This window comes from Ruegeria marisflavi (genome assembly GCF_025673445.1).
GTDB classification, from domain to species: domain Bacteria; phylum Pseudomonadota; class Alphaproteobacteria; order Rhodobacterales; family Rhodobacteraceae; genus Ruegeria_B; species Ruegeria_B marisflavi.
Map to the genome: position 1 here is coordinate 117,808 of NZ_JAOVQN010000009.1, position 23,573 is coordinate 141,380.

At 64.1% G+C, this 23,573-nt stretch carries 23 protein-coding genes; 8 read left to right on the forward strand and 15 right to left on the reverse strand.

Annotation, left to right across the window (positions count from 1 at the left end):
- Nucleotides 1-29: 29 nt before the first annotated feature.
- The 5 genes from OEZ49_RS10655 to dctP all read right to left on the reverse strand — a co-directional run bounded on the left by OEZ49_RS10655 (nt 30) and on the right by dctP (nt 5,716).
- A complete protein-coding gene (locus tag OEZ49_RS10655) occupies nt 30-1,547 on the reverse strand; it encodes a malonate--CoA ligase (RefSeq protein ID WP_263388289.1) in 1,518 nt (505 codons plus the stop codon).
- A 4-nt stretch (nt 1,548-1,551) separates the two neighbouring features.
- Nucleotides 1,552-2,799, reverse strand: a complete 1,248-nt coding sequence (locus OEZ49_RS10660) for a malonyl-CoA decarboxylase (protein WP_263388290.1) — start codon at nt 2,797-2,799, stop codon at nt 1,552-1,554.
- Nucleotides 2,796-4,112, reverse strand: coding sequence for a TRAP transporter large permease (locus tag OEZ49_RS10665; RefSeq protein ID WP_164132062.1), 1,317 nt, complete (start codon nt 4,110-4,112; stop codon nt 2,796-2,798). Before OEZ49_RS10665 ends, OEZ49_RS10660 begins: the two co-directional genes overlap by 4 nt.
- A 4-nt stretch (nt 4,113-4,116) precedes the next feature.
- Nucleotides 4,117-4,659: a TRAP transporter small permease subunit gene (locus tag OEZ49_RS10670; RefSeq protein ID WP_263388291.1), complete on the reverse strand. Its 543-nt coding sequence runs from the start codon at nt 4,657-4,659 to the stop codon at nt 4,117-4,119.
- Between the two features lie 70 nt (nt 4,660-4,729).
- Nucleotides 4,730-5,716 carry a TRAP transporter substrate-binding protein DctP gene (gene dctP, locus OEZ49_RS10675; protein ID WP_164132060.1) on the reverse strand — a complete coding sequence of 329 codons (987 nt, stop codon included), beginning with the start codon at nt 5,714-5,716 and terminating at the stop codon, nt 4,730-4,732.
- 135 nt (nt 5,717-5,851) lie between these two features.
- On the opposite strand from dctP, the gene OEZ49_RS10680 reads away from it, so the two are divergent.
- The 7 genes from OEZ49_RS10680 to OEZ49_RS10710 all read left to right on the forward strand — a co-directional run bounded on the left by OEZ49_RS10680 (nt 5,852) and on the right by OEZ49_RS10710 (nt 13,085).
- Nucleotides 5,852-6,508: a GntR family transcriptional regulator gene (locus OEZ49_RS10680; protein ID WP_263388292.1), complete on the forward strand. Its 657-nt coding sequence runs from the start codon at nt 5,852-5,854 to the stop codon at nt 6,506-6,508.
- Nucleotides 6,509-6,588: 80 nt separating this feature from the next.
- A complete protein-coding gene (locus OEZ49_RS10685; RefSeq protein ID WP_164132058.1) occupies nt 6,589-7,491 on the forward strand; it encodes a LysR substrate-binding domain-containing protein in 903 nt (300 codons plus the stop codon).
- Nucleotides 7,492-7,654: 163 nt separating this feature from the next.
- A complete protein-coding gene (locus OEZ49_RS10690) occupies nt 7,655-8,812 on the forward strand; it encodes an ABC transporter substrate-binding protein (protein WP_164132057.1) in 1,158 nt (385 codons plus the stop codon).
- Nucleotides 8,813-8,907: 95 nt separating this feature from the next.
- Nucleotides 8,908-9,900 carry an ABC transporter ATP-binding protein gene (locus OEZ49_RS10695; RefSeq protein WP_263388293.1) on the forward strand — a complete coding sequence of 331 codons (993 nt, stop codon included), beginning with the start codon at nt 8,908-8,910 and terminating at the stop codon, nt 9,898-9,900.
- Nucleotides 9,897-10,838 (forward strand): ABC transporter permease, encoded by a 942-nt coding sequence (locus tag OEZ49_RS10700; RefSeq protein WP_263388294.1) that lies wholly within the window; start codon nt 9,897-9,899, stop codon nt 10,836-10,838. The genes OEZ49_RS10695 and OEZ49_RS10700 overlap by 4 nt, the downstream gene beginning before the upstream one ends.
- Entirely contained in the window at nt 10,828-11,637 is an 810-nt protein-coding gene (locus tag OEZ49_RS10705) for an ABC transporter permease (protein WP_093031524.1), read from the forward strand. The genes OEZ49_RS10700 and OEZ49_RS10705 overlap by 11 nt, the downstream gene beginning before the upstream one ends.
- Nucleotides 11,638-11,654: 17 nt before the next feature.
- The gene (locus OEZ49_RS10710) at nt 11,655-13,085 is read left to right on the forward strand and encodes a gamma-aminobutyraldehyde dehydrogenase (RefSeq protein ID WP_263388295.1); all 1,431 of its coding nucleotides are present in this window, start codon (nt 11,655-11,657) and stop codon (nt 13,083-13,085) included.
- 64 nt (nt 13,086-13,149) lie between these two features.
- On the opposite strand, the gene OEZ49_RS10715 is transcribed toward OEZ49_RS10710, so the two are convergent.
- The 10 genes from OEZ49_RS10715 to OEZ49_RS10760 all read right to left on the reverse strand — a co-directional run bounded on the left by OEZ49_RS10715 (nt 13,150) and on the right by OEZ49_RS10760 (nt 22,228).
- Nucleotides 13,150-13,425, reverse strand: a complete 276-nt coding sequence (locus tag OEZ49_RS10715) for a hypothetical protein (RefSeq protein WP_164132053.1) — start codon at nt 13,423-13,425, stop codon at nt 13,150-13,152.
- Nucleotides 13,382-14,893 carry a nitrite reductase gene (locus tag OEZ49_RS10720; protein ID WP_263388320.1) on the reverse strand — a complete coding sequence of 504 codons (1,512 nt, stop codon included), beginning with the start codon at nt 14,891-14,893 and terminating at the stop codon, nt 13,382-13,384. Before OEZ49_RS10720 ends, OEZ49_RS10715 begins: the two co-directional genes overlap by 44 nt.
- 100 nt (nt 14,894-14,993) lie before the next feature.
- Nucleotides 14,994-16,205, reverse strand: coding sequence for a heme d1 biosynthesis radical SAM protein NirJ (gene nirJ, locus OEZ49_RS10725; protein ID WP_263388296.1), 1,212 nt, complete (start codon nt 16,203-16,205; stop codon nt 14,994-14,996).
- 6 nt (nt 16,206-16,211) lie between these two features.
- Complete coding sequence (gene ahbB, locus OEZ49_RS10730) at nt 16,212-16,697, reverse strand: siroheme decarboxylase subunit beta (protein WP_263388297.1); 486 nt, start codon at nt 16,695-16,697, stop codon at nt 16,212-16,214.
- A complete protein-coding gene (locus OEZ49_RS10735) occupies nt 16,694-17,143 on the reverse strand; it encodes an Lrp/AsnC family transcriptional regulator (protein ID WP_263388298.1) in 450 nt (149 codons plus the stop codon). Before OEZ49_RS10735 ends, ahbB (OEZ49_RS10730) begins: the two co-directional genes overlap by 4 nt.
- A complete protein-coding gene (gene ahbB / locus OEZ49_RS10740; RefSeq protein WP_263388299.1) occupies nt 17,140-18,129 on the reverse strand; it encodes a siroheme decarboxylase subunit beta in 990 nt (329 codons plus the stop codon). Before ahbB (OEZ49_RS10740) ends, OEZ49_RS10735 begins: the two co-directional genes overlap by 4 nt.
- A 5-nt stretch (nt 18,130-18,134) precedes the next feature.
- Nucleotides 18,135-19,280, reverse strand: a complete 1,146-nt coding sequence (locus OEZ49_RS10745) for a cytochrome D1 domain-containing protein (RefSeq protein ID WP_263388300.1) — start codon at nt 19,278-19,280, stop codon at nt 18,135-18,137.
- Entirely contained in the window at nt 19,277-19,561 is a 285-nt protein-coding gene (locus OEZ49_RS10750; RefSeq protein WP_263388321.1) for a c-type cytochrome, read from the reverse strand. The genes OEZ49_RS10745 and OEZ49_RS10750 overlap by 4 nt, the downstream gene beginning before the upstream one ends.
- Nucleotides 19,562-19,619: 58 nt before the next feature.
- A complete protein-coding gene (cobA, locus tag OEZ49_RS10755) occupies nt 19,620-20,393 on the reverse strand; it encodes a uroporphyrinogen-III C-methyltransferase (protein WP_263388301.1) in 774 nt (257 codons plus the stop codon).
- Between the two features lie 89 nt (nt 20,394-20,482).
- The gene (locus OEZ49_RS10760) at nt 20,483-22,228 is read right to left on the reverse strand and encodes a cytochrome D1 domain-containing protein (RefSeq protein WP_450103986.1); all 1,746 of its coding nucleotides are present in this window, start codon (nt 22,226-22,228) and stop codon (nt 20,483-20,485) included.
- 165 nt (nt 22,229-22,393) lie between these two features.
- Between OEZ49_RS10760 and OEZ49_RS10765 the strand changes: the two genes are divergently transcribed.
- Complete coding sequence (locus OEZ49_RS10765) at nt 22,394-23,566, forward strand: NnrS family protein (RefSeq protein WP_263388302.1); 1,173 nt, start codon at nt 22,394-22,396, stop codon at nt 23,564-23,566.
- Nucleotides 23,567-23,573 lie beyond the last annotated feature (7 nt).

Sequence of the window (23,573 nt, forward strand, 5' to 3'; positions counted from 1 at the left end):
TAACTCGCGGCCGTTTAGGGTATTGCCTCTCACCGCGGCTGGAACATGTCCTTGTACTGGTCGCGCAGGATGTTCTTTTGCACCTTGCCCATGGTGTTGCGGGGCAGTTCGTCCAGCACGATCAGTTTGCGGGGATGTTTGAACCGGGCCAGCGCCGCGCCCACGGTTTGCATGATCGCCTGGGTATCCGGGGTCTGGCCCGGGCGGGGCACCAGGATGCCCAGCACGGTTTCGCCGAAATCGGGATGCGGCACGCCGATCACCGCGCTCTCCAGCACGCCGGGCTGCTCGTCGAGCAAAAGCTCGATCTCCTTGGGGTAGATGTTGTAGCCGCCCGAGATGATCAGGTCCTTGTTGCGGCCGACAATGGTGACATAGCCATCGGCATCGACAAGACCGAGGTCGCCGGTGATGAAGAACCCGTCGGCGCGCAGTTCGGCGGCGGTTTTCTCGGGCATCTGCCAATAGCCCTTGAACACGTTTGGTCCGCGCACCTCGATCTGGCCGATCTCGCCCCGGGGCAGGATCTCGCCGGTCTCGGGGTTGGTCACCTTCAGCTCGACCCCGGGCAGGGGCAAGCCCACGGTGCCCGCGCGGCGGTCGCCGTCATAGGGGTTTGACGTGTTCATGTTGGTTTCGGTCATCCCGTAGCGTTCCAGGATGCGGTGGCCGGTGCGCTCTTCGAACGCGACATGGGTTTCGGCCAGCAGGGGGGCCGAGCCGGAGACGAAGAGGCGCATGTGCTGCGCCAGGTCGCGGGTGAACCGGGCGTCGCCCAAAAGGCGGGTGTAGAAGGTCGGGACGCCCATCATGCTGGTCGCGCGGGGCAACAGCGCGATGATCTGGTCGAGGTCGAATTTCGGCAGGAAGATCATGCTGCCACCGGTGATCAGCACGATATTGGTGGCGACGAAAAGGCCGTGGGTGTGAAAGATCGGCAGCGCGTGCAGCAGCACGTCATCGGCGGTGAAGCGCCATTCCTGCGCCAGGGTTTCTGCGTTGGACAGCAGATTGTCCTGCGTCAGCATGGCACCCTTGGAGCGGCCGGTGGTGCCCGAGGTATAGAGAAACGCGGCCAGATCATCGCCCGTGCGGTCGACGGTTGCGAATGTGGTTGGCATGGTCGCGGCGCTGTCGGTCAGGCTGCCAGACCCGTCGGCATTCAGGGTTTCGATCCGGGCGCCGAGGTCGCTGGCGATCGGCTGCAATGTCTCGCGGCTGCGCCCGTCGCAGACGATCAGCGCGGCGCCGCTGTTTTCGATGAAGTAGCTCAGTTCATCGGCGGTATAGGCGGTGTTGAGCGGCAGAAAGATCAGGCCCGCCTGGGCGCAGGCGGCATAGAGCGCCAGCGCTTCGGGTGATTTTTCGATCTGGGCGGCGACGCGGTCACCTGGCTTCAGGCCCAGTTTTGCGGTGACATGGGCAATCTGCGCGGCCTGTTCCAGAAACTGGGCATGGGTGACGGTGCGACCGTCAGCCAGGCGAAGAAACGGCGTTTGTTTGCCGGCATAGGCTCCGAACAGGCGGTCATAGAGGGGGTTTGCCATTCAGCTACCTTTCCTGCGGTTTGCTTAGATCCGCGCCTGCGGCCAGCGATTTCACGGCGGCTGTGGCGGCAACGGTTTTTGCAGTTGCGAATTTTTCGTGGTTCTGGCCGATCTTCTTGAGATCGTAAAGATAGTTCACCATCACGCCGCCCGATTGCTTGCGCCCCTTGTCGGAGATATCGGCATTGGCATGCAGCGCGTGCACGATGGCGCCGTTGCCCAGATGAAAGCGGGCCACGGGATCGAAGGGCGCACCATCGGATGCCTTGGCGTTGAGCAGGTAATGCGCGGCCAGCGCCGGCATCTGGTCGGCCTTGGGCTCTAGCCCTTGATCGGTCAGCCATGTGTTGAGCCTGGGGATGGGCGACAGCGTGACGAAGGTCTTGAGCGAAGGCAGGTTGGCCGACAGGTCGGCGGCCACCTGCTTGATCAGCGAATTGCCGAAGGAGACGCTGGCCAGCCCCGCCTGACAGTTGGAGATCGAGTAGAAGACGGCGGTGTCGGCCTCGTGACTGGCGATGGCCTTGCGGTCCTCGGCCAGCAGGCCCTGAACCGAGCCGGGAATGCCCCGGGTCAGGGCAACCTCGACAAAGATCAGCGGCTCGTCGGGCATTGACGGGTGAAAGAAGGCGAAACAGCGCCTGTCTTTGGGTTCCAGCCTGCGGCGCAGGTCGTCCCAGCTGTCGATGGCATGCACCGCCTCGTAGGCAATGATCTTTTCCAGGATATGCGCCGGGCTTTCCCAACTGATCGGGCGCAAGACCAGAAAGCCCCGGTTGAACCAGCTGGCAAAGAGGTGGCGGAAGTCGAGATCGAAGGCTTCAAGCTCGGGGTCGCCCCGGCCAAGGCGCAACAGGTCTGCCCGCATCCGGACCAGCCCGCCGGTCGCGCCCGGCAGGCTGTTGAGGCGGCGGATCAACTCCTGTCGCCGGGGTTCTGCGGCGGTGGCAAAGGCGCGATAGGTCGCCTTGGACGGGTCGCGTTCATAGGCGTCGAGGGTGGAGCGCACGGTTTCCGGGTCGATGTTCATTGCCCGTGCCACATGGCGGAAGAAGTCGAGCTTGGCGGTGTCGTCGAGCGCGCCAAACCCGGTGAGTATGTCCTGGGCCAGTGCATGGCCCGAGGTCTCGCCCGCGGTGCCCATGAGCGCCTCGACCAGTTCCTGCACTGGGCGGCTGTCGGCCGGGCGCGAGGGGTCGCGGCGATAGCGCCGTTCAAAGACAGAGGACAGCAGATCGGCAAGCAAGGTCACAAAGATGATCCCATAACAAGATCGGGCAGCCAGGTGGCGATACCCGGAAAAAGGCACAGCAATACGATACCAAGAACCATGCAGGCGACATAGGGCAGCGAGCCGGTCAGGATGGTTTTCAGCGAGATGTCGGGGGCGATGCCGTTGATGACATAGAGGTTCAGACCGACCGGGGGCGAGATCAGGCCGATCTCCATGTTGATGGTCAGCACCACGGCGAACCAGATCGGGTCGAAACCAGCGGTGGTGATGATCGGCAGAAGGATCGGCGCGGTCATCAGGATCACCGCGACCGGTGGCAGGAAGAAGCCTGCAATCAGGAGAAACACGTTCACCGCCCCCATCAGGACCCAGCGGTTCACCTCTAGCGTCCCGATCCACTCGGCGATGGCCTGGGTGATGAAGAGCGAGCTGAGCATGTAGGAGAACACGCCGGCGGCGGCGATGATGAAAAGGATCATCACGCTTTCCCGGGTCGAGTCGCGCAGCACCACCCACAGATCGCGCGGGTTCCAGAGCCTGTAGATGATCATCGCGATCAGCATGCAGAGCAGGGCCCCGACCGCCGCGGTTTCCGACGGCGTGGCGATGCCGCCATACATGGCGTAGAGCACGCCGAGGATGATCAGCAGAAAGGGCAGGACGCGCGGCAGGATCTCGAACTTTTGCGCCCAGCTATAGCTGCCGGCGCTGAGAACCGCAGTGTCGCCTGACCGCCAGGTCGAATAGATTGACCAGGCCATGAACAGACCGACCAGCATCAGCCCCGGCATCACGCCCGCCAGAAACAGGCGCCCGATCGAGGTTTCGGTGGCGATGCCGTAGACGATCATGGTGACCGAGGGCGGGATCAGGATGCCCAGCGTGCCGCCCGCCGCGATGGAGCCTGCGGCGACGCCGTCGGGATAGCCGCGCTTGCGCATTTCGGGGATGCCCATCTTGCCGATGGCGGCGCAGGTGGCAGGGCTGGACCCCGACATGGCGGCAAAGAGCGCGCAGGCGCCGAGGTTCGAGATCACCAGCCCGCCGGGCACGCGGGTGAGCCAGCGCTCAAGTGCCTCGTAAAGGTCGGCGCCCGCCCGGGTCGAGGCGATGGAGGCCCCCATGATGATGAACATCGGGATCGATAGCAGGGCGAAATTGTCGAGTTTGCCGAACAGGATCTCGGGGATCAGCTCCAGCGACCGGGCACCGTCGAAGATCAGCAGGAAACCAGCGGACACGATCAGCAGGCCGATGGCGACCGAGACGCCCGAGAACAGAACGATGATGGTGGCGATGGCGACGATGGCGCCGAGCAGCAACGGGTCCATGCGCTCACTCCAATCCGAAGGGTTTCTCGATGCCCAGGACAAGGGCGATGAAATCGGCGACCAGTTGCAACAGCAGCAGGCCGAACCCCACCGGAATGGCAAGGTAGGGGATCCAGAGCTTTACCCCCCAGACGGTGTCGGAGCGCCAGCCGCGCTCCCACGCGAAATGCCAGTACTCGTAGCCATACCAGAGGATCACGGCGACGATTGCGATGGTGAGGACCGAGGTCGTCAAGGCCAGAACGAAGCGGATCCGGGGGGGCAGGGACAGCGGGATGAGATCGACATTCACGTGACCCCGCAGCCGCTGGACATAGGACAGGCCCAGCAGGGTAGCCGCGATCATGAGATAGATGACCGCCTCGGTCTGCCAGACGGTCGAGCCGTTGAGCACATAGCGGATCACGATCATCTGGCAGGTGATGAGCACGGCCGAGACGATCATCGCGGCCGAGCACCAACCAGCCAGGGTCGAAATGGCGGCAACAGCGCGAAGAAACGGGTTGCTGCCGGTCTGGGCGGCGGCAGCGGAACTGTGGCCGGACATCGGCTCCTCCAATGGTCGGGGACTTGTCTGTCGGATCGGGCGGCCCGGAAGGGGCCGCCCGAGGGCTGGGTCACTCGACCGCAAGCGCCATGTCAAGCAGCGCCTGGCCGTCGGCCACGTCGGCGATAAAGGCCTTGTAGGAGGTTTCCTTGGCCAGTTCGCGCCAGGCGGCGAAATCCTCGGCCGTCATCTGTGCGATCTCGACACCGGCATCTGCAAACGCCTTGACCGAGGCCGCGTCCTCTTTCTTGGCTTCGTCCAGGTAATACGCCTGTGCCTTGGCCGCGCCGTCGCGCAGTGCCTGTTGCTGCGCCTCGGTCAGCCCGTCAAAGGTGGATTTGTTCATCAACAGCGGCTGGTACATGAACCACAGCGCCACATCGCCCGCCGGGGTATAGCACTTGACCTGTTCGTAGATCCGGTAGGACACGAATGACGAGGACGAGGTGTTCACCGCCTGCAAGACGCCGGTCTGCATGGCGTTGTAGATCTCGGACGAGGCCATGGAGGCGATGGAGGCACCGGCGCCCGCCAGCATTTGTTCGAATGCCTTGCCCGCCGCGCGGGTTTGCAGGCCCTGCACGTCTTCGGGCTTGGTGATGCACTTGTCCTTGCCGGCGAAACCACCGGCCAGATAGCCGTGTACCAGCACCATCACGTCGTCCTGCGCCATCTTCTCTTCGAGCGCGGCCATGAAGGGCGAGGCGCTGAGCCGGGCGGCATGGTCGTGGTTCTTTACGAGGCCAGGCATCAGGGTCAGGTTATAGGCGGGCTGCTGTCCCCCGGCATAGCTGAGCGGCAGCACGGTCATGTCGAGCTGGCCGCGGCTGAGCGGCTTGTACTGTTCGCGCGCCTTGAACAGCGATTGCGAGCCGAAGATCTTGATGTCCAGATCGACATTGGCCGCCGCGACCTCGTCGGCGACGATCTGGGCGACCTTGTGCCGGATGTCATTGTTCGACCATTGGTGCGACAGGCGCAGTTCGGTGGCATAGGCAACAGAGGCCGCCGAAGCGATTGCCAGCGCCGCGACTGCGGTCTTGAGCATGGATTTCATGAGTTCCTCCCTTTCATCGACCCGGACGGACCGGGGACCGGGTTAACCTATGCCGGTAGTGTTTTTCAGGTCAATAGTTTTGTATACAAGAATTACAGGATTGAATTTTAGATCGGGTAAAGCTAGTAAATCTTCATGGAACAGCGCCACGCAGATCGCATTGCAGAACAATTGGAAGAGCTGGTTTTCGACGGAACCTTCTCGGACGGGGACCGGCTGGACGAGGTGCGCCTGTCGGAGCAATTCGGGGTATCCAGAACGCCGCTTCGCGAGGCGATTCAAAGGCTTGCTCAGTCTGGCCTGGTCGAGCTGATTCCCCGCCGGGGGGCGTTTGTGCGTCAGCCTGGCCCGGTGGAGCTGATCGAGATGTTCGAGGTCATGGCCGAGTTGGAGGCCGCGTGCGGGCGGCTGGCCGCGATGCGGATCGCCGATACAGCGCTGGAAGCGTTGCGGGAGGCCAATACGCGCTGCCAGCGGGCGGTCGAGGCAGGCGACACCGATAGCTACTACGCCGAGAACGAGCGGTTTCACAAGATCATCTACCGCAGTTCCGGCAACGCGTTCCTGGAACAGGAGGCGTCGAAACTGCACAAGCGGCTGAAGCCGTTCCGCCGGGTGCAACTGCGATTCCGGGGGCGGATGGGGCAGTCGATGGCCGAGCATGAGGCGATCGTGGCGGCGCTGGCCGATGCCGATGCCGATGCCGCCGCCACCGCGCTGAGGACCCATGTGGCGGTACAGGGCGAGAAGTTCCACAACCTGATGGCCAGCCTCAGAAGCGCGGCCGAGTGATCGCCTTTCCGGCTTTCCCGGGGCGCCGGTTCGGGTGATAGTGGACGGACGTTTTCCATACCACCGCATCGGAGAGTGACGTGGCCTTCACCCTGCGCCAGCTACAGTTCTTTGTCGCCGCAGCCGAGCAGGGATCGGTCACGGGCGCGGCGCGTGTCCTGTCGATCTCTCAGTCGTCTGTGACCGAGGCAATCCGCTCGCTGGAAGAGGATCTGGGCGTTCCATTGTTCGAACGGCAGGCGCGGGGGTTGCAGATCACGCACCGGGGGTCGGCCTTTCTGCGTCACGCCCGGCAGATCCTGGGCGATGTCGCAAGCGCCAGACAGGCGTTTCGCGAGGAAGCCTCGCAGGTGGTCGGGCGGCTGTCGCTTGGCGTGACCTCGCTGGTCGCGGGATATGTTCTGTCCGATCTGCTGGCCCGGTTCCGCCGGGCGTTTCCGCAGGTCGAGCTGAACGTGATCGAGGATTCAGGCGAATACCTGCAACACCTGCTGATCGGCGGCGAATTGGATGTTGCGGTGCTGCTGACCTCGTCGGTCAAGGATCGTCTGGCGCTGCATGTCGAGACATTGCTGGTGTCGCAGTACCGGCTGTGGTTGCCGCTGGGCCATGAGCTGGCGCAGCAGGAGGCGATCGAGCTGGAGCAGCTTGTCGGTCTGCCGATGATCCAGCTGATGGTCGAAGAGATCGAGGAGAGCATGAAACAGCTGATGCAATCCTTGTCGGTGCGGCCGGAGATCGCGTTCAGGACGCGGTCGGTCGAGGCGGTGCGCAGCCTTGTCGCCACCGGCGCGGGCATCGCCATTCTGCCGGGCATGGTCTATCGCCCCTGGTCGCTGGAAGGGGACCGGATCGAGATTCGCGATGTCTCGGGCGACCTGCCATCGGTGCAGGTCGGGCTTGCTTGGCGCCGCGGCGCGCCTCTTTCGGATGCGGCACGCAATTTCCTGAGATCTGCCCAAAGCGCCATTTCAGACCGGTGATTCAAGCCTTTCGCCCGTTTCGGGCCGTGGCGGGACCGAGCTATCGGGAAAACCGATACATGTGTTCATTCTTTTGAATTTGCGAAGCTTCGTGCTGTTCATATCCTGTGCGCATCAAAAGGGGCGCGCGTGGAATGCGTGTCCGAACACAGGGAGTGACAGCATGAAGATCCTCGGACTTCTCGGAACCACGGCGCTTGCCACGGCCATTGCGGTTGGCCCGGCTGCCGCGCAGCTTGCCGCCTTGGGGACGCCGGAAGGGCAAGTCAACATCGTCGCCTGGCCCGGATATATCGAGCGTGGCGAGACGATGAAGGAATTCGACTGGGTGACCAAGTTCGAAGAGGCCACCAGCTGCAAGGTGGTGGTCAAGACCGCCAATACCTCTGACGAGATGGTGGCCCTGATGAACGAGGGCGGGTTCGACCTGGTGACGGCATCGGGCGACGCCTCGCTGCGCCTGGTTGCGGGCAAGCGGGTGCAGCCGATCAACACCGATCTGATCCCGTCGTGGAGTACGGTGGACGAGCGCCTGCAAAGCGCGCCCTGGCACACGGTGGATGGCGTGCATTATGGCACGCCCTACATGTGGGGCCCGAACGTGCTGATGTACAACACCGAGGCCTTTGGCGATCAGCCGCCCACCTCGTGGAACGTGGTGTTCGAGGAAATGACGCTGCCCGACGGCAAGTCGAACAAGGGCCGGGTGCAGGCTTATGATGGCCCGATCCACGTGGCGGATGCAGCGCAGTACCTGATGACGCACAAGCCGGACCTTGGCATCACCTCGCCCTATGAGCTGACCGAGGACCAGTACAAGGCGGCGCTGGACCTGCTGCGCGGGCAGCGCGAGCTGGTGGGCCGCTACTGGCACGACGCGTTCATCCAGATGGACGATTTCAAGAACGAGGGCGTGGTTGCCTCGGGTTCCTGGCCGTTCCAGGTGAACCTGCTGAAGTCCGAAGGTTTCCCCGTAAGTTCGGTGATCCCTGAGGAAGGCGCGACCGGCTGGGCGGACACCACGATGATGCATGTGGATGCCGAGCATCCGACCTGCGCCTATCTGTGGATGGAACATACGCTGAGCTCGAACCTGCAATCGGACCTGTCGGTCTGGTTCGGCGCGGTGCCTTCGGTTCCGGCGGCCTGTTCCGACGGGCGCGGCATGCAGACCCAGGAAGGCTGTGATGCCAACGGTCTGGCCGATTTCGAGCGGATCCGGTTCTGGACCACCCCGGTCAGCCGGTGCGAAAGCCAAGGCGAATGCGTGCCCTATTATCGCTGGGTGTCCGACTATATCGGTGTGATCGGCGGCCGCTGATTTCACCATTGGCCCCCGGTGTGATCCGGGGGCCGTTCCCCGCACCATGACAGAAACACGAAAAACGGCCCCGCTCAGGGCCGAATAGAGATGACATGACCGCTGCCGTATCCTTTCACCGCGTATCCCGCCATTTCGGTTCCGTCCGGGCCGTGGATCAGGTGAACCTGACCATCGAGGAAGGGTCGTTCTTTGCCATGCTGGGGCCATCGGGGTCCGGCAAGACGACCTGTTTGCGCCTGATCTCGGGCTTTGAATCACCGACCTCGGGCGAGATCGCGATTTTTGGACAGGACGTCAGCCACGTGCCGCCCAACCGGCGCAGCGTGAACACGGTGTTCCAGGATTATGCCCTGTTTCCGCATATGAACGTGCGTGACAACGTCGCCTATGGGCCGATGGTGGCCGGCGTGGGCAAGGCGCAACGCCATGCCAAGGCCGAGGAGATGCTGGCGCTGGTCAAGCTCGACGGGTTCGGCGACCGCAAGCCGGGGCAGTTGTCGGGCGGGCAGCGGCAGCGCGTGGCGCTGGCGCGCGCGCTAGTGAACGAGCCGCGCGTGCTGTTGCTGGACGAACCCCTGGGGGCGCTCGACCTGAAGCTGCGCGAAGCGATGCAGGACGAGTTGAAGGCGCTGCAACAGCGGTTGGGTATCACCTTTGTCTTTGTCACCCATGATCAGGGCGAGGCGCTGTCGATGGCCGATCACCTGGCGGTGTTCAACGAGGGCAAGATCGCCCAGATCGGTACGCCTGCCGAGATCTATGACAAACCCCGAACCCGGTTCGTTGCCGATTTCGTGGGATCGTCGAACGTTTTGCCGCCCGAGGTGAGCGAACGTCTGGGGGGCGGCAAGCGCTGGTCCAGCCTGCGGCCCGAGGCCCTGCGCCTGGTCGCGCCCGAGGGCGCGCGTCTGGCCGGGACCGTGACCGGTTTGCGGTACCTTGGCGCCGGGACGCGCGTGGCTGTCGATGTGGGCGGAACCGAGATTGCCGCCCTTGCCCCGTCGGGCGCCGATATCCCGGGCGTCGGCGCGGCGGTTGGCCTGGCATTTGACGCAAGCGCCCTGCACCTGATGGAGGAGGCATGACCCGCGTCTCTGCCATCATGCCCGAACGCGGGCTTGCCGACCGCCTAAGTACGCTGTTCTGGCGGCGGCCAAAGCTGCTGCTCTTGCTGCTGATTTCGCCACCCCTGATCTGGCTGGGCGTCGTGTACCTGGGCTCGCTTGCCGCGCTCTTGCTGCAAAGCTTCTATTCGATCGACGAATTCTCGGGCGTGGTGAAGGAGGAGTTCACCCTCAAGACCTATGGCGAGCTGTTCCGCGCCGCCAATATGGACATCATCATCCGCACGCTTTTGATGTCGGCGGCGGTGACGATCACCAGCGCCTTTGTCGCCTTTCCCATCGCCTATTACGCCGCCCGCTATGCGCGCGGCCGGTGGAAGGCGGTGTTCTATCTCGGCATCATGCTGCCCCTGTGGTCGTCCTACCTGGTCAAGGTCTATGCCTGGAAGCTGATCCTGGCCAAGGAGGGCATCATCACCTGGGCCGCCGAAGGCATCGGGGCGGGGTTCTTGCTGGATGCCGTGCTGTCGCTGCCCTGGGTTGGCGGCAACTCGCTGTCGACCTCTTTCATCGGGACATGGCTGGTGTTTGTCTATGTCTGGATGCCCTTCATGATCCTGCCGATGCAGGCGTCGCTGGAGCGGGTGCCGCTGTCGATGCTGGAGGCCTCGGCCGATCTGGGCGCCAGCCGCAAGCAGACCTTTCGCACCGTGGTATTGCCGCTGGCGATGCCGGGGGTGATCGCGGGGTCGATTTTCACCTTCTCGCTGACCATGGGCGATTACATCATTCCGCAGATCGTGGGCACCTCGGCCCGGTTCATCGGGCAGGCCGTGTACCAGTTCCAGGGCACCGCCGGGAACATCCCGCTGGCGGCGGCATTCGCCATGGTGCCGATCCTGATCATGCTGGTCTATCTGGCGCTGGCCAAACGGGGAGGGGCGTTCGATGCACTCTGAAGCGCGCGCCTCGACCGGGCTGAAAATAGGGGCGGTTGCCGGGCTTTTGTTCCTGCACCTGCCGATCCTGCTGATCTTTCTCTATGCCTTCACCACCGAGGAGCGGACATACCAGTTCCCGCCGCCGGGGCTGACCACCGAATGGTTCGCCGTGGCCTGGCACCGCGAGGACATCTGGCCGCCCCTTTACCTGTCGCTGAAGGTGGCGGCGGTCTCGACCGCGCTGGCGATGATCCTGGGCACGCTCATTGCGGCGGCCATGGCGCGCAGCCGGTTCTTTGGCCGCGAGCAGATTGCGTTGTTGATCATCCTGCCCATTGCTTTGCCGGGAGTGATCACCGGCATGTCGCTGCGCTCGGCCTTTGCGGTGATGGATATCCCGTTCTCGACCTTTACCATCGTGCTGGGGCACGCGACGTTCTGTATCGTCATCGTCTACAACAACGCGGTGGCCCGGTTCCGCCGTCTGTCGGGCGCGGTGTTCGAAGCCTCGGCCGACCTGGGCGCCAACGGGTTCCAGACGCTGCGTTATGTGCTGCTCCCGAACCTCGGCTCGGCTCTGCTGGCCGGTGGCATGCTGGCCTTCGCGCTGTCCTTTGACGAGGTGATCGTGACCACCTTTACCGCCGGTCAGCAATCGACCCTGCCCATCTGGATGCTGAACGAGCTGGTTCGCCCGCGTCAGCGCCCGGTGACGAATGTGGTGGCCATCGTGGTCTTTGCCACGACCTTCGTTCCCATTCTTCTCGCCTATTACCTCACCCGTGGCGGTTCCGAGACCGCGGGTGGCGGCAAGTGACCAAAGGAGTCCGACACATGAAGATCGACACCAGTTTTTTGATCGGGACCGATTTCGAAACCGGCACCGAAGTGGCCGAACAGGTTCTGAACCCGCGCACCGGCGAGCTGATCATCGAGGTGCCCGAAGCCTCGGCCGCGCAGGTGGATCGCGCGGTTGCAGCCGCCCGCAAGGCGTTTCGTACATGGTCGCGCACCACACCGGCGGAACGGTCGGCGGCGCTGTTGCGCATTGCCGACCGGATCGAGGCCGAGGCGGATGCATTCGCCGCGCTCGAAGCGCTGAACTGCGGCAAGCCGATCAACGCCGCGCGCGGTGACGAGATCCCGGCCATTGTGGATTGCTATCGGTTTTTTGCCGGCGCCGTCCGCTGCCAGCATGGCGCTGTCGCGGGTGAGTACTTGGAAGGGTTCACATCCATGGTGCGGCGCGACCCGATCGGCGTCGTCGCCTCGATCGCGCCGTGGAACTATCCGCTAATGATGATGGCGTGGAAACTGGCCCCGGCCATCGGTGGCGGCAACACCGTTGTGTTCAAACCGTCAGAGCAGACGCCCCTGACCGCGCTGAAAATGGCGCGCATCCTGGCCGAGGAACTGCCCGAAGGCGTGGTGAGCGTGGTCACGGGCCGGGGTCATTCCGTGGGCAACCAGATGATCAATCACCCGGATGTGGACATGATATCGCTCACCGGTGACATCGCCACGGGAAAGAAGATCCTCGATGCGGCGGCCAAGTCGGTCAAGCGGACGCATTTGGAGCTGGGCGGCAAGGCGCCGGTCATCGTGTTCGACGATGCCGATGTGTCCGAGGTGGTCGAAGGGCTGCGCGCCTTTGGCTACTACAATGCCGGTCAGGACTGTACCGCCGCCTGTCGCATCTATGCGGGCAAGAAGGTCTATGACAAGCTGGTGGCCGACCTGACCTCGGCGGTGTCCACCATCGCTCTGGGTCTCGACGACGATAGCCAGAACGAGATCGGGCCGCTGATCTCCTTGCGCCAACGCGACCGGGTGGCGAGCTTTGTCAACCGCGCCCGCGAGCTCAATCATATCGAGGTCACCACCGGGGGCGATCCCATGGGGCAGGGGTTCTATTTCCAGCCCACCGTCATTGCCGGCGCCCAGCAAGAGGACGAGATCGTCCGGCGCGAGGTGTTTGGCCCGGTCGTGTCGGTCACGCCGTTCTCGGATGTGGATACCGCCGTCGCCTGGGCCAATGACAGCGACTATGGCTTGGCCTCGTCGGTCTGGACCAAGGATGTGGGCCGCGCGATGGAAACGGCGGCGCGCCTGCGCTATGGCTGCACCTGGATCAACACCCATTTCATGCTGACCAACGAGATGCCGCATGGCGGGCTGAAACAGTCCGGCTATGGCAAGGACATGAGCTCTTACGCGCTGGAGGATTACTCCGTTGTCCGGCATGTGATGGTCAAGCACGGCTGAGATAAGAAACCACTCACACGGCAAACTGGAACCCGCCTGACGGCGGGTTTCTCTTTGCCATGGGTCAGGTTGCTGCCTCGTCCAGCAGGTGGCGCAGCCAGCGCCCGGCCAGCCAGGTGGCGGGAATGCCCAGGGGCACCGACCAAAGCAAGGCCGCGACCGGCGACAGCGGCATCCAACCCACGGCGCGCAGCATCAGCGCGCCCATGTAAAGGTTGATCGCCACCGTGGTCGCCGCCGCCGGATAGAGAAGCAGCGCCAGTTTCCACACCGGCCAGCGGCCTTCGATGTCCGGCTCAGTGGCTGGTGCCTTCGGAGAAGGTGATCTTGTTCCAGACATTGTATTTCCCCGAGGGTTTTTTCATCGGCAGGCGGCGGACCTCTTCCAGCGTCGCGGCGTCATAGACGATGACCGCGCCGTCCTCTTCCCAGACCGAAACGAGCGCGTAGCGGCCATCGCGGGTGAACTCCACGTGCGCCACCGTCTGGCCCGGCGCCGGGCGCAGGGTGCGCACGATCTCCAGGCTCTGCTTGTCGATCACATGCATCGCGTCCTTGTTGGGGCCAAAGAACACGTCGGCCCAGAAATAGGGGGTGTTCTCGTGACTGCGCAGGAAAAATCCCGGCCCTTCGGTGGCGATGGTGGCGATGCGGGTCCAGCTTTCGGTGTCGATGACGCTCAGCTTGCCCTCTTTCAGATGCGGCGTGGCCATCACCCGGCGCCCGTCGCGCGCCCAGCTGATGCCCGAGCCCAGATGCGGCATGCCCTCCAGCGGCAGTTCGGCGATCTCGCGCCCGACGTTGAGGTTCACCACCACCCCGCGCACCCCGTCGCGCGCGGCGCCGATCAGGTTGCGGTAATCGTCGGAAAAGAAGAAATCGTCGAGCGGCTCAGATATTTCGATCCGGCGCCGCGCGAACAGTCCCTCGGACGAGGCGATCGCCTCGACCATGCCTTTTTCGCGGGAGTGGATGAAGCCTTCGTAAACCGGGTCGGCATTTGGGTCGGTCGCCACCTCCCAGATCTCGGGCGCGTCCTTGAGCGCGAGGATAAAGCTCTGCCGTTGCGGTGCCTGATAGACGGCCGAGACCCGGCTGGGCGTGCCATCCTTGGCGGTCACCTTCATGACCTTTGCCACCGACAGGTCCTCGGTGCTCAGAAGGGTCAGCGACATCGGCAGGTAATTGGCCACCGCCAGCCATTTGCCGTCATGGCTCATCGCGATGTTGCGGCTGTTGAGCCCCGCGCGCACCCGGCCCACCTGTTGCAGCGACCAGAGGTCATACTTCTGTACCCAGCCGTCGCGCGACATGATGAAGACATAGCGCCCGTCCGGGCTGAACTTGGGACCGCCATGCACGGCAAAGGGCGTCTCGAACCGGTCGAGCACCTCGAAGGTGTCGCCATCCAGCACGCTGACATGGTGATCGCCGGTTTCCACCACCAGGGTGATGTTCATCGGATCGGCATCCCAGACCGGCGCGGCGGCGGCCACATAGTCGCCGTCCAGCGTCCGGCTTGCCATGATCTCGGCCTCGCCCCAGGCGGGGATCTCGTCCAGCGGTTCCTTCACATACTCCGCCAGCGCGGCGATGGCCGCTTCGTCCAGCGTGTCCGAGAATCCCGGCATCTGGGTCGCGGTGCGGCCGTCGCGGATCACGGCGACCACTTTCGGCCCGCGCATCCGGCCCAGCGTCTCGGGGATCAGCGCCGGACCCAACCCGCCCAACCGCGCCGCGCCATGGCAGCTGGCGCAATACTCGGTGTAGTCCTCGGCCGGTCCCGCCGTCACGGGCCCCGCCAGCATCAGGGCGCAGACCCCATATTTCACTTTGCTCCAAATACTCCCGCCGGAGGCTCCTCCGCTTGCGGTAGGCACAGCGGATGCGGCCCCGAGCGGGCGGGTGTCAAAAGAACTGATGCGCCGGGTCATGTCTCTTTCCTCGGAACGGGGTGACGGTCAGACGGTCCGAACCCGTCACGCCGATCTCGGCATCCGACAGGTAGCAGGCCGGGTCCTCGGCCCAGGGATCGCCGGTCAGTTGCAGGGCGCGGATGCGGGTATTGCCGCCGCAGACATCCTTGAGGGTGCAGGCGCCACAGCGGCCCTTGAGCGGGCGGGGGCGGGTGCGCAGCAGCGCCAGCATCGGGTCGTCGCCGGTCCAGAGCTGGGAAAACGGCGCCGTCTTCACATTGCCGACGGTGTAGTCGGACCAATATGTATCGGGATGCACGCGGCCCAGATTGTCGATATTGGCCACGCCCAGCCCGCTGGAATTGCCGCCCCAGGCGGCCAAATGGGCGCGGATATGCGCCACCCGCTCGGCGTCGAAATTGCGCCGCACCCATTCCAGGAAATAACCCGCGTCGGCGTCGTTGTTGCCGGTCACGATATCGAGCGGCATGTCCTCGGCCGCAGCCACCCATGCGCGGTCCAGCAGCAGGTCCATCGCGTGGCGGGTGCGCAGATGCGCGGCATCCTCGCCCCGGTTCTTGTCGCCGCGCCCGGCATAGACCAGATGGCTGAGATAGAACTTGTCCACGCCCTCGTCATCGCAGAGCTGAAGCAGGTCGGGCAGATGATGCTGGGTGCCCTCGGTCAGGCAGAAGCGCAGGCCAACCTTGATGCCGCGCTTCTTGCATTCGCGCACCCCGCGCAGGGCATCGGCAAAGGCGCCCTCGACGCCGCGGAACCAGTCATTGGTGGCGCCGATCCCGTCCAGCGAGATACCCACATAGCTGAAGCCCACATCGGCGATGCGGTCGGCGGTCTCGCCGTGGATCTTGGTCCCGTTGGTCGACAGCGCCAGCATCGGCACCAATTGGCGCGCGCGCAGGGCGATGTCGAAGAAATCGAACCGGTCCAGCGGCTCGCCCCCCGACAGGATGATCGCGGGCACCTTGAACCGGCCCAGATCCTCCAACGTCTCCATAGCCTGTTCGTGGCTCAGCTCGCCGGGAAAGTTCACATCCGCCGAGACGGTATAACAGTGGCGGCATTTCAGGTTGCAGCGCCGGGTCAGGTTCCAGATCACCACCGGTTTCACCGGGCCGGGGCGGCGCTGGCGCACCGGGGTCGGTTCGACCAGTTGATGCATGTATTCGGTCAGGCGGAACATGGGGTCTCAGCCTTTCTGTTTCAGGCGCAGCCCGGTCTTTTTCAGGATGCGCGTGGAATAGAGGATATCATGCCCCCGGCAGGCCGCCCCGAGGATCGCGGCGATTTCGCCGCGCTTGGCCTCGACCTCGTCGCGGGTGGCGCCGTGGACCATGGCAAACAGGTTAAAGGGCCAGCCGGGCAGGGCGCGGGGGCGTTCATAGCAATGGGTGACATAGGGCAAGGCACCGATCTGCGCGCCCAGTCCGGCGATCCGGGCATCGTCGACATCCCAGACGGTCATGCCGTTGGCGGTCATGCCCAGCTTGTAGTGGTTGGGTGCGGCGGCGATGCGACGGATCACGCCACGCGCCTTCAGCTCGGCAATACGGTGCAGCAGGGTCTCCTCGGTCAGGCCGGTCTGGCTGGCGATGGCCTCAAAGGGGCGCGGCACCAGCGGCAGGCCTTCCTGCATCGCCGCGATGATCTGTCTGTCCGTATCCGAAATGCTCATGCCGCTACCCGGAAGCCGATGAAGAACTCTTGCAGTTTGGGAAAACACAGGACCGCGATCCCGGTTTCCCGTTCGATCGCATCGGCCGTCACCTGTATTCCTTCGGGCGTTTCTGTCGCCAGGACGAACCACATGTTGAGCCGGTGCGTGCGTTCATAATTATGCGCCACCTCCGGATGGGCATTGACTTTGGTCAGGACGGTTTCAAAAACCGCCTCCGGTACCTCCATAGCGCAGAGGCAGAAGGCGCCGCCCATGGCGGCCGCGTCAAAGAAGGGGCCAAAGCGGGTGATCACCCGGCTCTCCTTCATCCGAGCCAGGCGCGTCAGAAGATCGGTTTCCGCCAGCCCCAGTTCGGCGGCGACCGCGGCATAGGGATCGGGGCAGAGCGGCAGATCGTCCTGCATCCGGTTCAGGATCCCGCGGTCGGTGTCGTCCAGCGTCATGCGGCCTTCTCCTTGGGTTTGATCAGGGCCCCGGTCTGTTTGAAACAGCGGGTCGAGAACAGCACCTTGTGCGGGGCGGACGCCAGTTCAGGCAGGGCGGCGGCCCGGCCCAGAACTTCCTCGGCCTCGCTGCGCGACCGGGCATGGATCATCGAGTAGAGGCGATAGGGCCAGATACCGGGCACGGGGCGCCGTTCGTAGCACAGGGTAATACCCGGGCAGGCGGCCAGCGCGGGACCGGCGGCGGCGATGGCATCGGACGGCAAATCCCAGACCACCATCGCGTTCGAGGACCATCCCAGCGCGCGGTGGCGCACGATCACGCCCAGCCGCGCGATGATCCCGGCCGCCTGCATCGCCCGGATGCGGGCCATGACATCGCCGGTGTCGCGGTTTAGCTCTTCGGCCAGCATTGCATAGGGGTTCGAGACCAGCTGCAACCCCGATGTCAGCGCCTGAAGCAGATCCGTGTCGCCGGGCCGCAGGGCGGAAACGTCGGCCTCGCGGCGGGCGGGAACGCGTGGCGTCGCCGCGCCCATGCGGAACCCGAGATCCACGTTGAACGGCCGGACCAGCGGCAGGTCGAGCACACGCAGGCCGGTGCGTGCGCCGATGCGCGCAAGCGTGGCATCCACATGCACCCGGTCCGGGCCGGTGGCCACGAACCAAAGGTTCCAGTCATCCTCGCGCAGGTAATTGTGGTTCACGCCCGGTTCCGCGCCGATCAGCGCGGCGATCTCCTCGACCTGATCCTCGGGTGCGGCGACGGCGGCCAGAGTGCTGGCCGAAGCGGTACCCGGCGCGACCGTGGCGCCGACTCGGGTGATCCGCCCCGAGGTGCGCATCCGCTTCAGGCGGGCAATGACGTTGCTTTCGCTCTGCCCCAGTTCCTCGGCGATGTTCAGAAAGGGGCGGTCGGTGATGGGAAAGTTGCGCTGCCAGTCGTCCAGCAAGGCGCGGTCTATGGGATCGGTGATATGGCACATGGCGGTCACAACCCTGTTTTGTGCGCCCGGGCGGTAAAGAAGATGCCCGAGGGGCTCTCCGCCTCTATTTCGCGCAGTTTTTCGAACGTCCGCGTGTCGTAGATCATGATGCGGTTGGCATCGCGGACGCTGATCCAGATTTCGTGCCCGCGCGGCGTGAACTCCATATGCAGGACCGCCGGGCCGGGCTTGAACTCGTGGATCACCTCTTTGGTCACGGTGTCGATCACCTGGATCGTGTCGTTCAGCGGATGGGCGAAGTTGACCCAGACCTGCCGCCCGTCGGGGCGCGCCATGGCAAAGACCGGCTGGCCATGGGTCTGGGTGCGCCCGGTTTCGGTCAATGTGTCGGCGTCGATCCACAGAACCTGGCTGTGACCGACGGCAGGCAGCACGAACTCGCGCCCGGTCAGCGCCCAGCCTTCGAGATGCGGCATCTTGTAGACCGGCATTTCCTGCTCGCCCCGGCCATAGCCGGGCAGAACGCGGATCGGTTCCGGGGTTTCGGACCAGAGGTCCAGCGCGGTCAGCCCGTCCTCGCCAAAAAGGCCGGTGATATAGGTGCGGCCATTGCCGGTGATCAGCGCGTCATAGGGATTCTTGCCCATGCCGGGGATTGTGGTGATCTGCGGCGGCGTTTGGGTAAAGTCCGCGATCCAGCTTTCCCCGGTATCCCAGACGGTAAAGACGAACCGGCGGCCCGGCGCATCGACCAGGCCGATGGTCTTGCCGCCGGTGGGGATGTCGGCAACCATGTCCAGCGTGTCGGCGTCGAAGACGCGCACGCCGCCCGGTTCATAGTTGGACACGGCAACCAGCCTGCCGTCGTCGGAGATGGCGCCGCCGATGGCGTTGCCCGATTGCACGACGCGACCGACGATCTGGCGGGTGGTGATATCGACCTTGGTCAACCCGCCGTCGCGTCCAAAGACATAGGCAAAGCGTTCGTCCGGGGAATAGACCAGCGAGGCATGGGACAGATCGCCCAGGCCTTCGATCCGGGCGAGCGCGGCGCGGTCGGACTGATCGACCAGCAGGAGCGATCCGGTCGCGCGCTCGATCACCAACCCCAGATCCCCAGTGGCGATGGTTTCGGCCGTGGCGGTTCCGGTCAGGAGAGCCGCGACAAGCGCAAGTGCGAGAGGTTTCATTTGCCCTCCGGGTTTTGCAGATAGCGGGCGATCCATTCGGCCTCCTCCTCGGTCATCAGCGGCCGCCAGGGCGGCATCGCCGTGTCGGATATGCCGTCGAGGATGACCGAGGTCAGGACATCCTGATCGTAATGTTGCAGCGCCTCGGCGCGCAGGTCGGGGCCAAGCCCGCCCTTGAGCGTCAGCCCATGGCACGAGCCGCAATCTTGCTGCACCAGACGTTTCAGTGCGGCGGGGTCGATGGCATCTGCGGCAAAGGCGGTGGTGGCGAGGAACAGCATCGTCAGGGCCAGTGCGGGGGCCGACCTGTCCGGTTTCTGGGTGCGGATCAACGGGACGTCATCCATGGGCCGCCACCTGATCCATCAGGTCGTGAAAGGAATGTTCGGCATAAAGCGAAACGACCTGGCCGATGATGAAAAGGGTAGGCGCGGCCAGATCGGCCGCACGGGCATCGGTGGCGATCTTGTCCAGCCGCGATACAAGCCGACGCTCCTGCGCCGTTGTCGCCTGGCTGATGGCCAGAACCGGTGTTGCAGCGGACAGGCCCTCGGTCATCAGGCCCATTGCGATCTGGCCGATATTGGCCACGCCCATATAGACGACAAGGGTGCTGTCGGGATCGGCGAGACGTTTCCAGTCGAGGTCCAGCACCCGGTCCGCCTGTCTGTGGCCGGTGACATACTGGACCGAGGTCGCAAGCCCGCGATGGGTCAGCGGCACGCCGGTGGAACTGCTGGCGCCCTGCGCGGCGGTGATGCCGGGGGCGTAATCGACCGGCACGCAATGGGCCAGAAGATGCGCAGCCTCTTCGGAGCCGCGGCCAAAAATCATCGGATCGCCACCCTTGAGACGGGCGACCACATGGCCGGCCATCGCCTCTTCCAGCAGGATCTGGTTGATCCGGTCCTGTGGTACCGGATGGCATTTTGGGGATTTGCCCACCGGGATCATGCGGGCATCCGCGGGGGCCATCGCCACGATCTCGGGGCTGACCAGCCGGTCATAGACCACCACGTCGGCCTCTTGCAGCATCCGCAGGGCGCGCAGGGTCATCAGCTCTGGGTCTCCCGGACCCGCTCCGATCAGGTGAACTTTTCCGGCGATATGCATGGCTGGCTCCGTCAGGTTGGGGCGACTGGCTGGAGAAGGGACAGAAAGGGCGGACCAGGGACGCAACCGGGCCCGCCCGTGGACTGACGTCAGTAGACGTCGGCCCGAGTGTTATAGACGTTGAACTTGCCGGTCGGGGTGATCAGGCGCGGGTCCTTGATCACGGCCTTGAGTTCCAGTGTCTTGTCGTCAACCACGACGATGGCGCTTTCCAGGTCCTTGGCGTTCCAGACCGAGAACCAGATCTCGTTGCCTTCCTGGTTGAATTCGCCTTGCACGACGCGGGGTTGGCCCTCGCCGATTTCGGCCCATTCCACGATCGGAAGCACAGTGTATTCCGGCTCTTCCTGCGCAAGATCACCCAGTTTGAACACCGCGACCGAGCCCGAGATTTCCGCATCCGGGTTCAGCGGCGCATCGACATAGAGATGCTCCGACGTCGGGTGTGATTTCACGAAGAGCGAGCCACCGCCCTGGGCATAGAGGGTCTGCACGACCTTCCAGGCGTTGTCGGGATGACCTTCGGGGTCGGTGCCGATCAGCGCCACGGTCTCATCCCCCAGGTGCGAGGTTGCCCAGACCGGGCCATAGGTCGGGTGCATCAGGTTGGCGCCGCGGCCCGGGTGCGGTGTCTGACCACCGGTTTCGACCAGCGCGGTCAGGGTGCTGTCCTTGGTATCGACCACGGCGACCTTGCCACGGGCGTTGGCCGCGACCAGGAAGTACCGCTTGGAACTGTCGAAGCCGCCATCATGCAGGAAGCGTTCGGCCTCGATCTCGGTCACCTTGAGGTTCTTGATGTCCGAATAGTCGATCATCAGGATCTTGCCGGTTTCCTTGACATTGACGATGAACTCCGGGTTGTAGTGGCTGGCCACGATGGAGGCCACGCGCGGTTCGGGGTGATAGCTCTGCTCGTCATAGACCATGCCACGGGTCGACTTGATCTTGAGCGGCTCAAGCGTGTCGCCGTCCATGATCACGTATTGCGGCGGCCAGTAGCTGCCGGCGATGGCATATTTGTCCTCGAACCCCTTGAACTTGGAGGTCTCGATCGAGCGGGCTTCGGAGCCGACCTTGATCTGGGCCACGGTGGCGGGGGTTTCCATCCACAGGTCGATCATGTTCACAAGCGCGTCGCGCCCGATCACGAACAGATAGCGGCCCGAGGCCGAGATCCGGCTGATGTGCACCGCGTAACCGGTGTCGATCACGGCGTGGATCTTGTAGTCGGCGCCGTCGATCAGGGCGACCTGACCCGAGTCGCGCAGGGTGACCGAGAACAGGTTGTCGATGTCGATATCGTTCATCTTCTCGGTCGGGCGATCCTCGGGCGCGACCAGAACTTTCCAGGTCTCGCGCATCTCGGCCATGCCGAATTCCGGCGGCGAGGCCGGATCGAGCAGGATGTAACGCGCCATGATGTCGATTTCTTCCTCGCTCATCTCGCCCGAAGTACCCCAATTGGGCATCCCGGCGGGTGAGCCGTAGGTGATGAAATCGCGCAGATACTCATATCCGTTTGCACGGGTGATGTCGGTGGTCAGCGGCTTGCCGGTGGCCCCCTTGCGCAGCACGCCGTGGCAACCGGCGCAGCGCTCGAAATAGATCTTGTTGCCGATGTTGTACTCTTCCTGGGTCATCACCGGGTCGCCTTCGCGGCGGCCGGGGATTTCTAGGTTCAACTGGCCCAGGGTGGTCATGCTTGGCTGATATGCAGCACCTGCATCGGACCCGTGGGTGTCCTGTGCGACAACCATGGGTGCGGCCAGACCGAGCGCCATCGCGGCGCTTGTCAGGAGCAGGGATCTGCGAATGGCTTTGGTTGGTCTCATAACGGTATCTCCGTCGAAGGCTGGTGAGGCAGGTTCGAGACTGACACCGACGGCTTCGGCAATCCTTGACTTTCGTTAAGGCGCCGCGCGGTCCCGGCGACAATTCTGGGTCTCAAGACCAGCGAACAGATCGCCGCACAGGTTCAAGCGGTACAGGAGATAGGTATGCCCGCGTTTTCCCGATTGTTTTCCGAAGGTTTCCGGGTGTTTTTCCTGGCCGCCGGGCTTTATGGCCTGTTCACCGGCCTGGTCTGGACGTTCTACATCGCGGGGGACGATCCGGGATTGGGGGATGCCCCCAGCCTGTGGCACGCACATGAAATGATATTCGGATATGCCACTGCGGCCATCGGCGGCTTTTTCCTGACGGCGGTTCCGAACTGGACCGGCGCCCCGGGCGCCCGGCACGGGTTCATCGCGCTGGCCGCCGGGTTGTGGTTTCTGGGGCGGCTTGCCGTCTGGTACGCCATGGCCTTGCCACCGGTGCTGGTCGCGGTCGTGGACCTCGCCTTTTTGCCGGTGCTGGCGCTCAAGATCCTGTCGCAGCTGATCAAGCGGCCAAAGCCGCAGAACCTGATGTTCCTGATCTTTCTGGGTTATCTGTGGAGCGCGAATCTGTCCGTTCATCTCGACTGGATCGGTCTGGAGGTCGGCGACGCCTCCTCCGGGCTGCGCGCGGGGCTGATCACACTATGCGCGCTGATCGCTGTCCTTGGCGGCCGGATCACGCCTGCCTTTACCCGCAATGCCATGAAACGTGCCGGCGAGCCGGAGGCGAAATGGCCGGTATCGCGATCTGTGCTGGAGCGCGCGGGTCTGATCCTGGCGATTGTTCTGCCCGCTCTCGTCCTGAGCGACCTGTCCCAGACGGGGACGAGTGTTGTGGCCATCGCATTCGGTGTCGTGCTGGCGCTGCGGCTTGCCGGGTGGGCGGGGCTGTGGTGCCTGAGCCAACCCATCCTTCTGTCGCTGCATGTGGCGCTGGCGATGCTGGCCCTTGGGATGGTGGCCTGGGGGCTGTCGGGGTTCGATCTGATGCCCGAGCTCGTCGGCGTTCATCTGCTGGGTATTGGCGGGGTGGGCGGCATGACCCTGGCGGTGATGAGCCGTGCCGCCCTTGGCCATTCCGGGCGGCCCTTGATGGCGTCCAGACCAATGGCCTGGGGCTATGGCCTGATCGCGATGGCCGCACTCATGCGCTGGTTCGGGGCGGGGGTGGCTGAACTCTATGGTCCGGCCATGCTGGCCACCGGAGTTCTCTGGGTTGCGGCCTTTGCGCTGTACCTCACGTCCGTGTGGCCCGCCCTGACCCAGCCACGCGTCGGCAGGCCCGGGTAGTCACCGG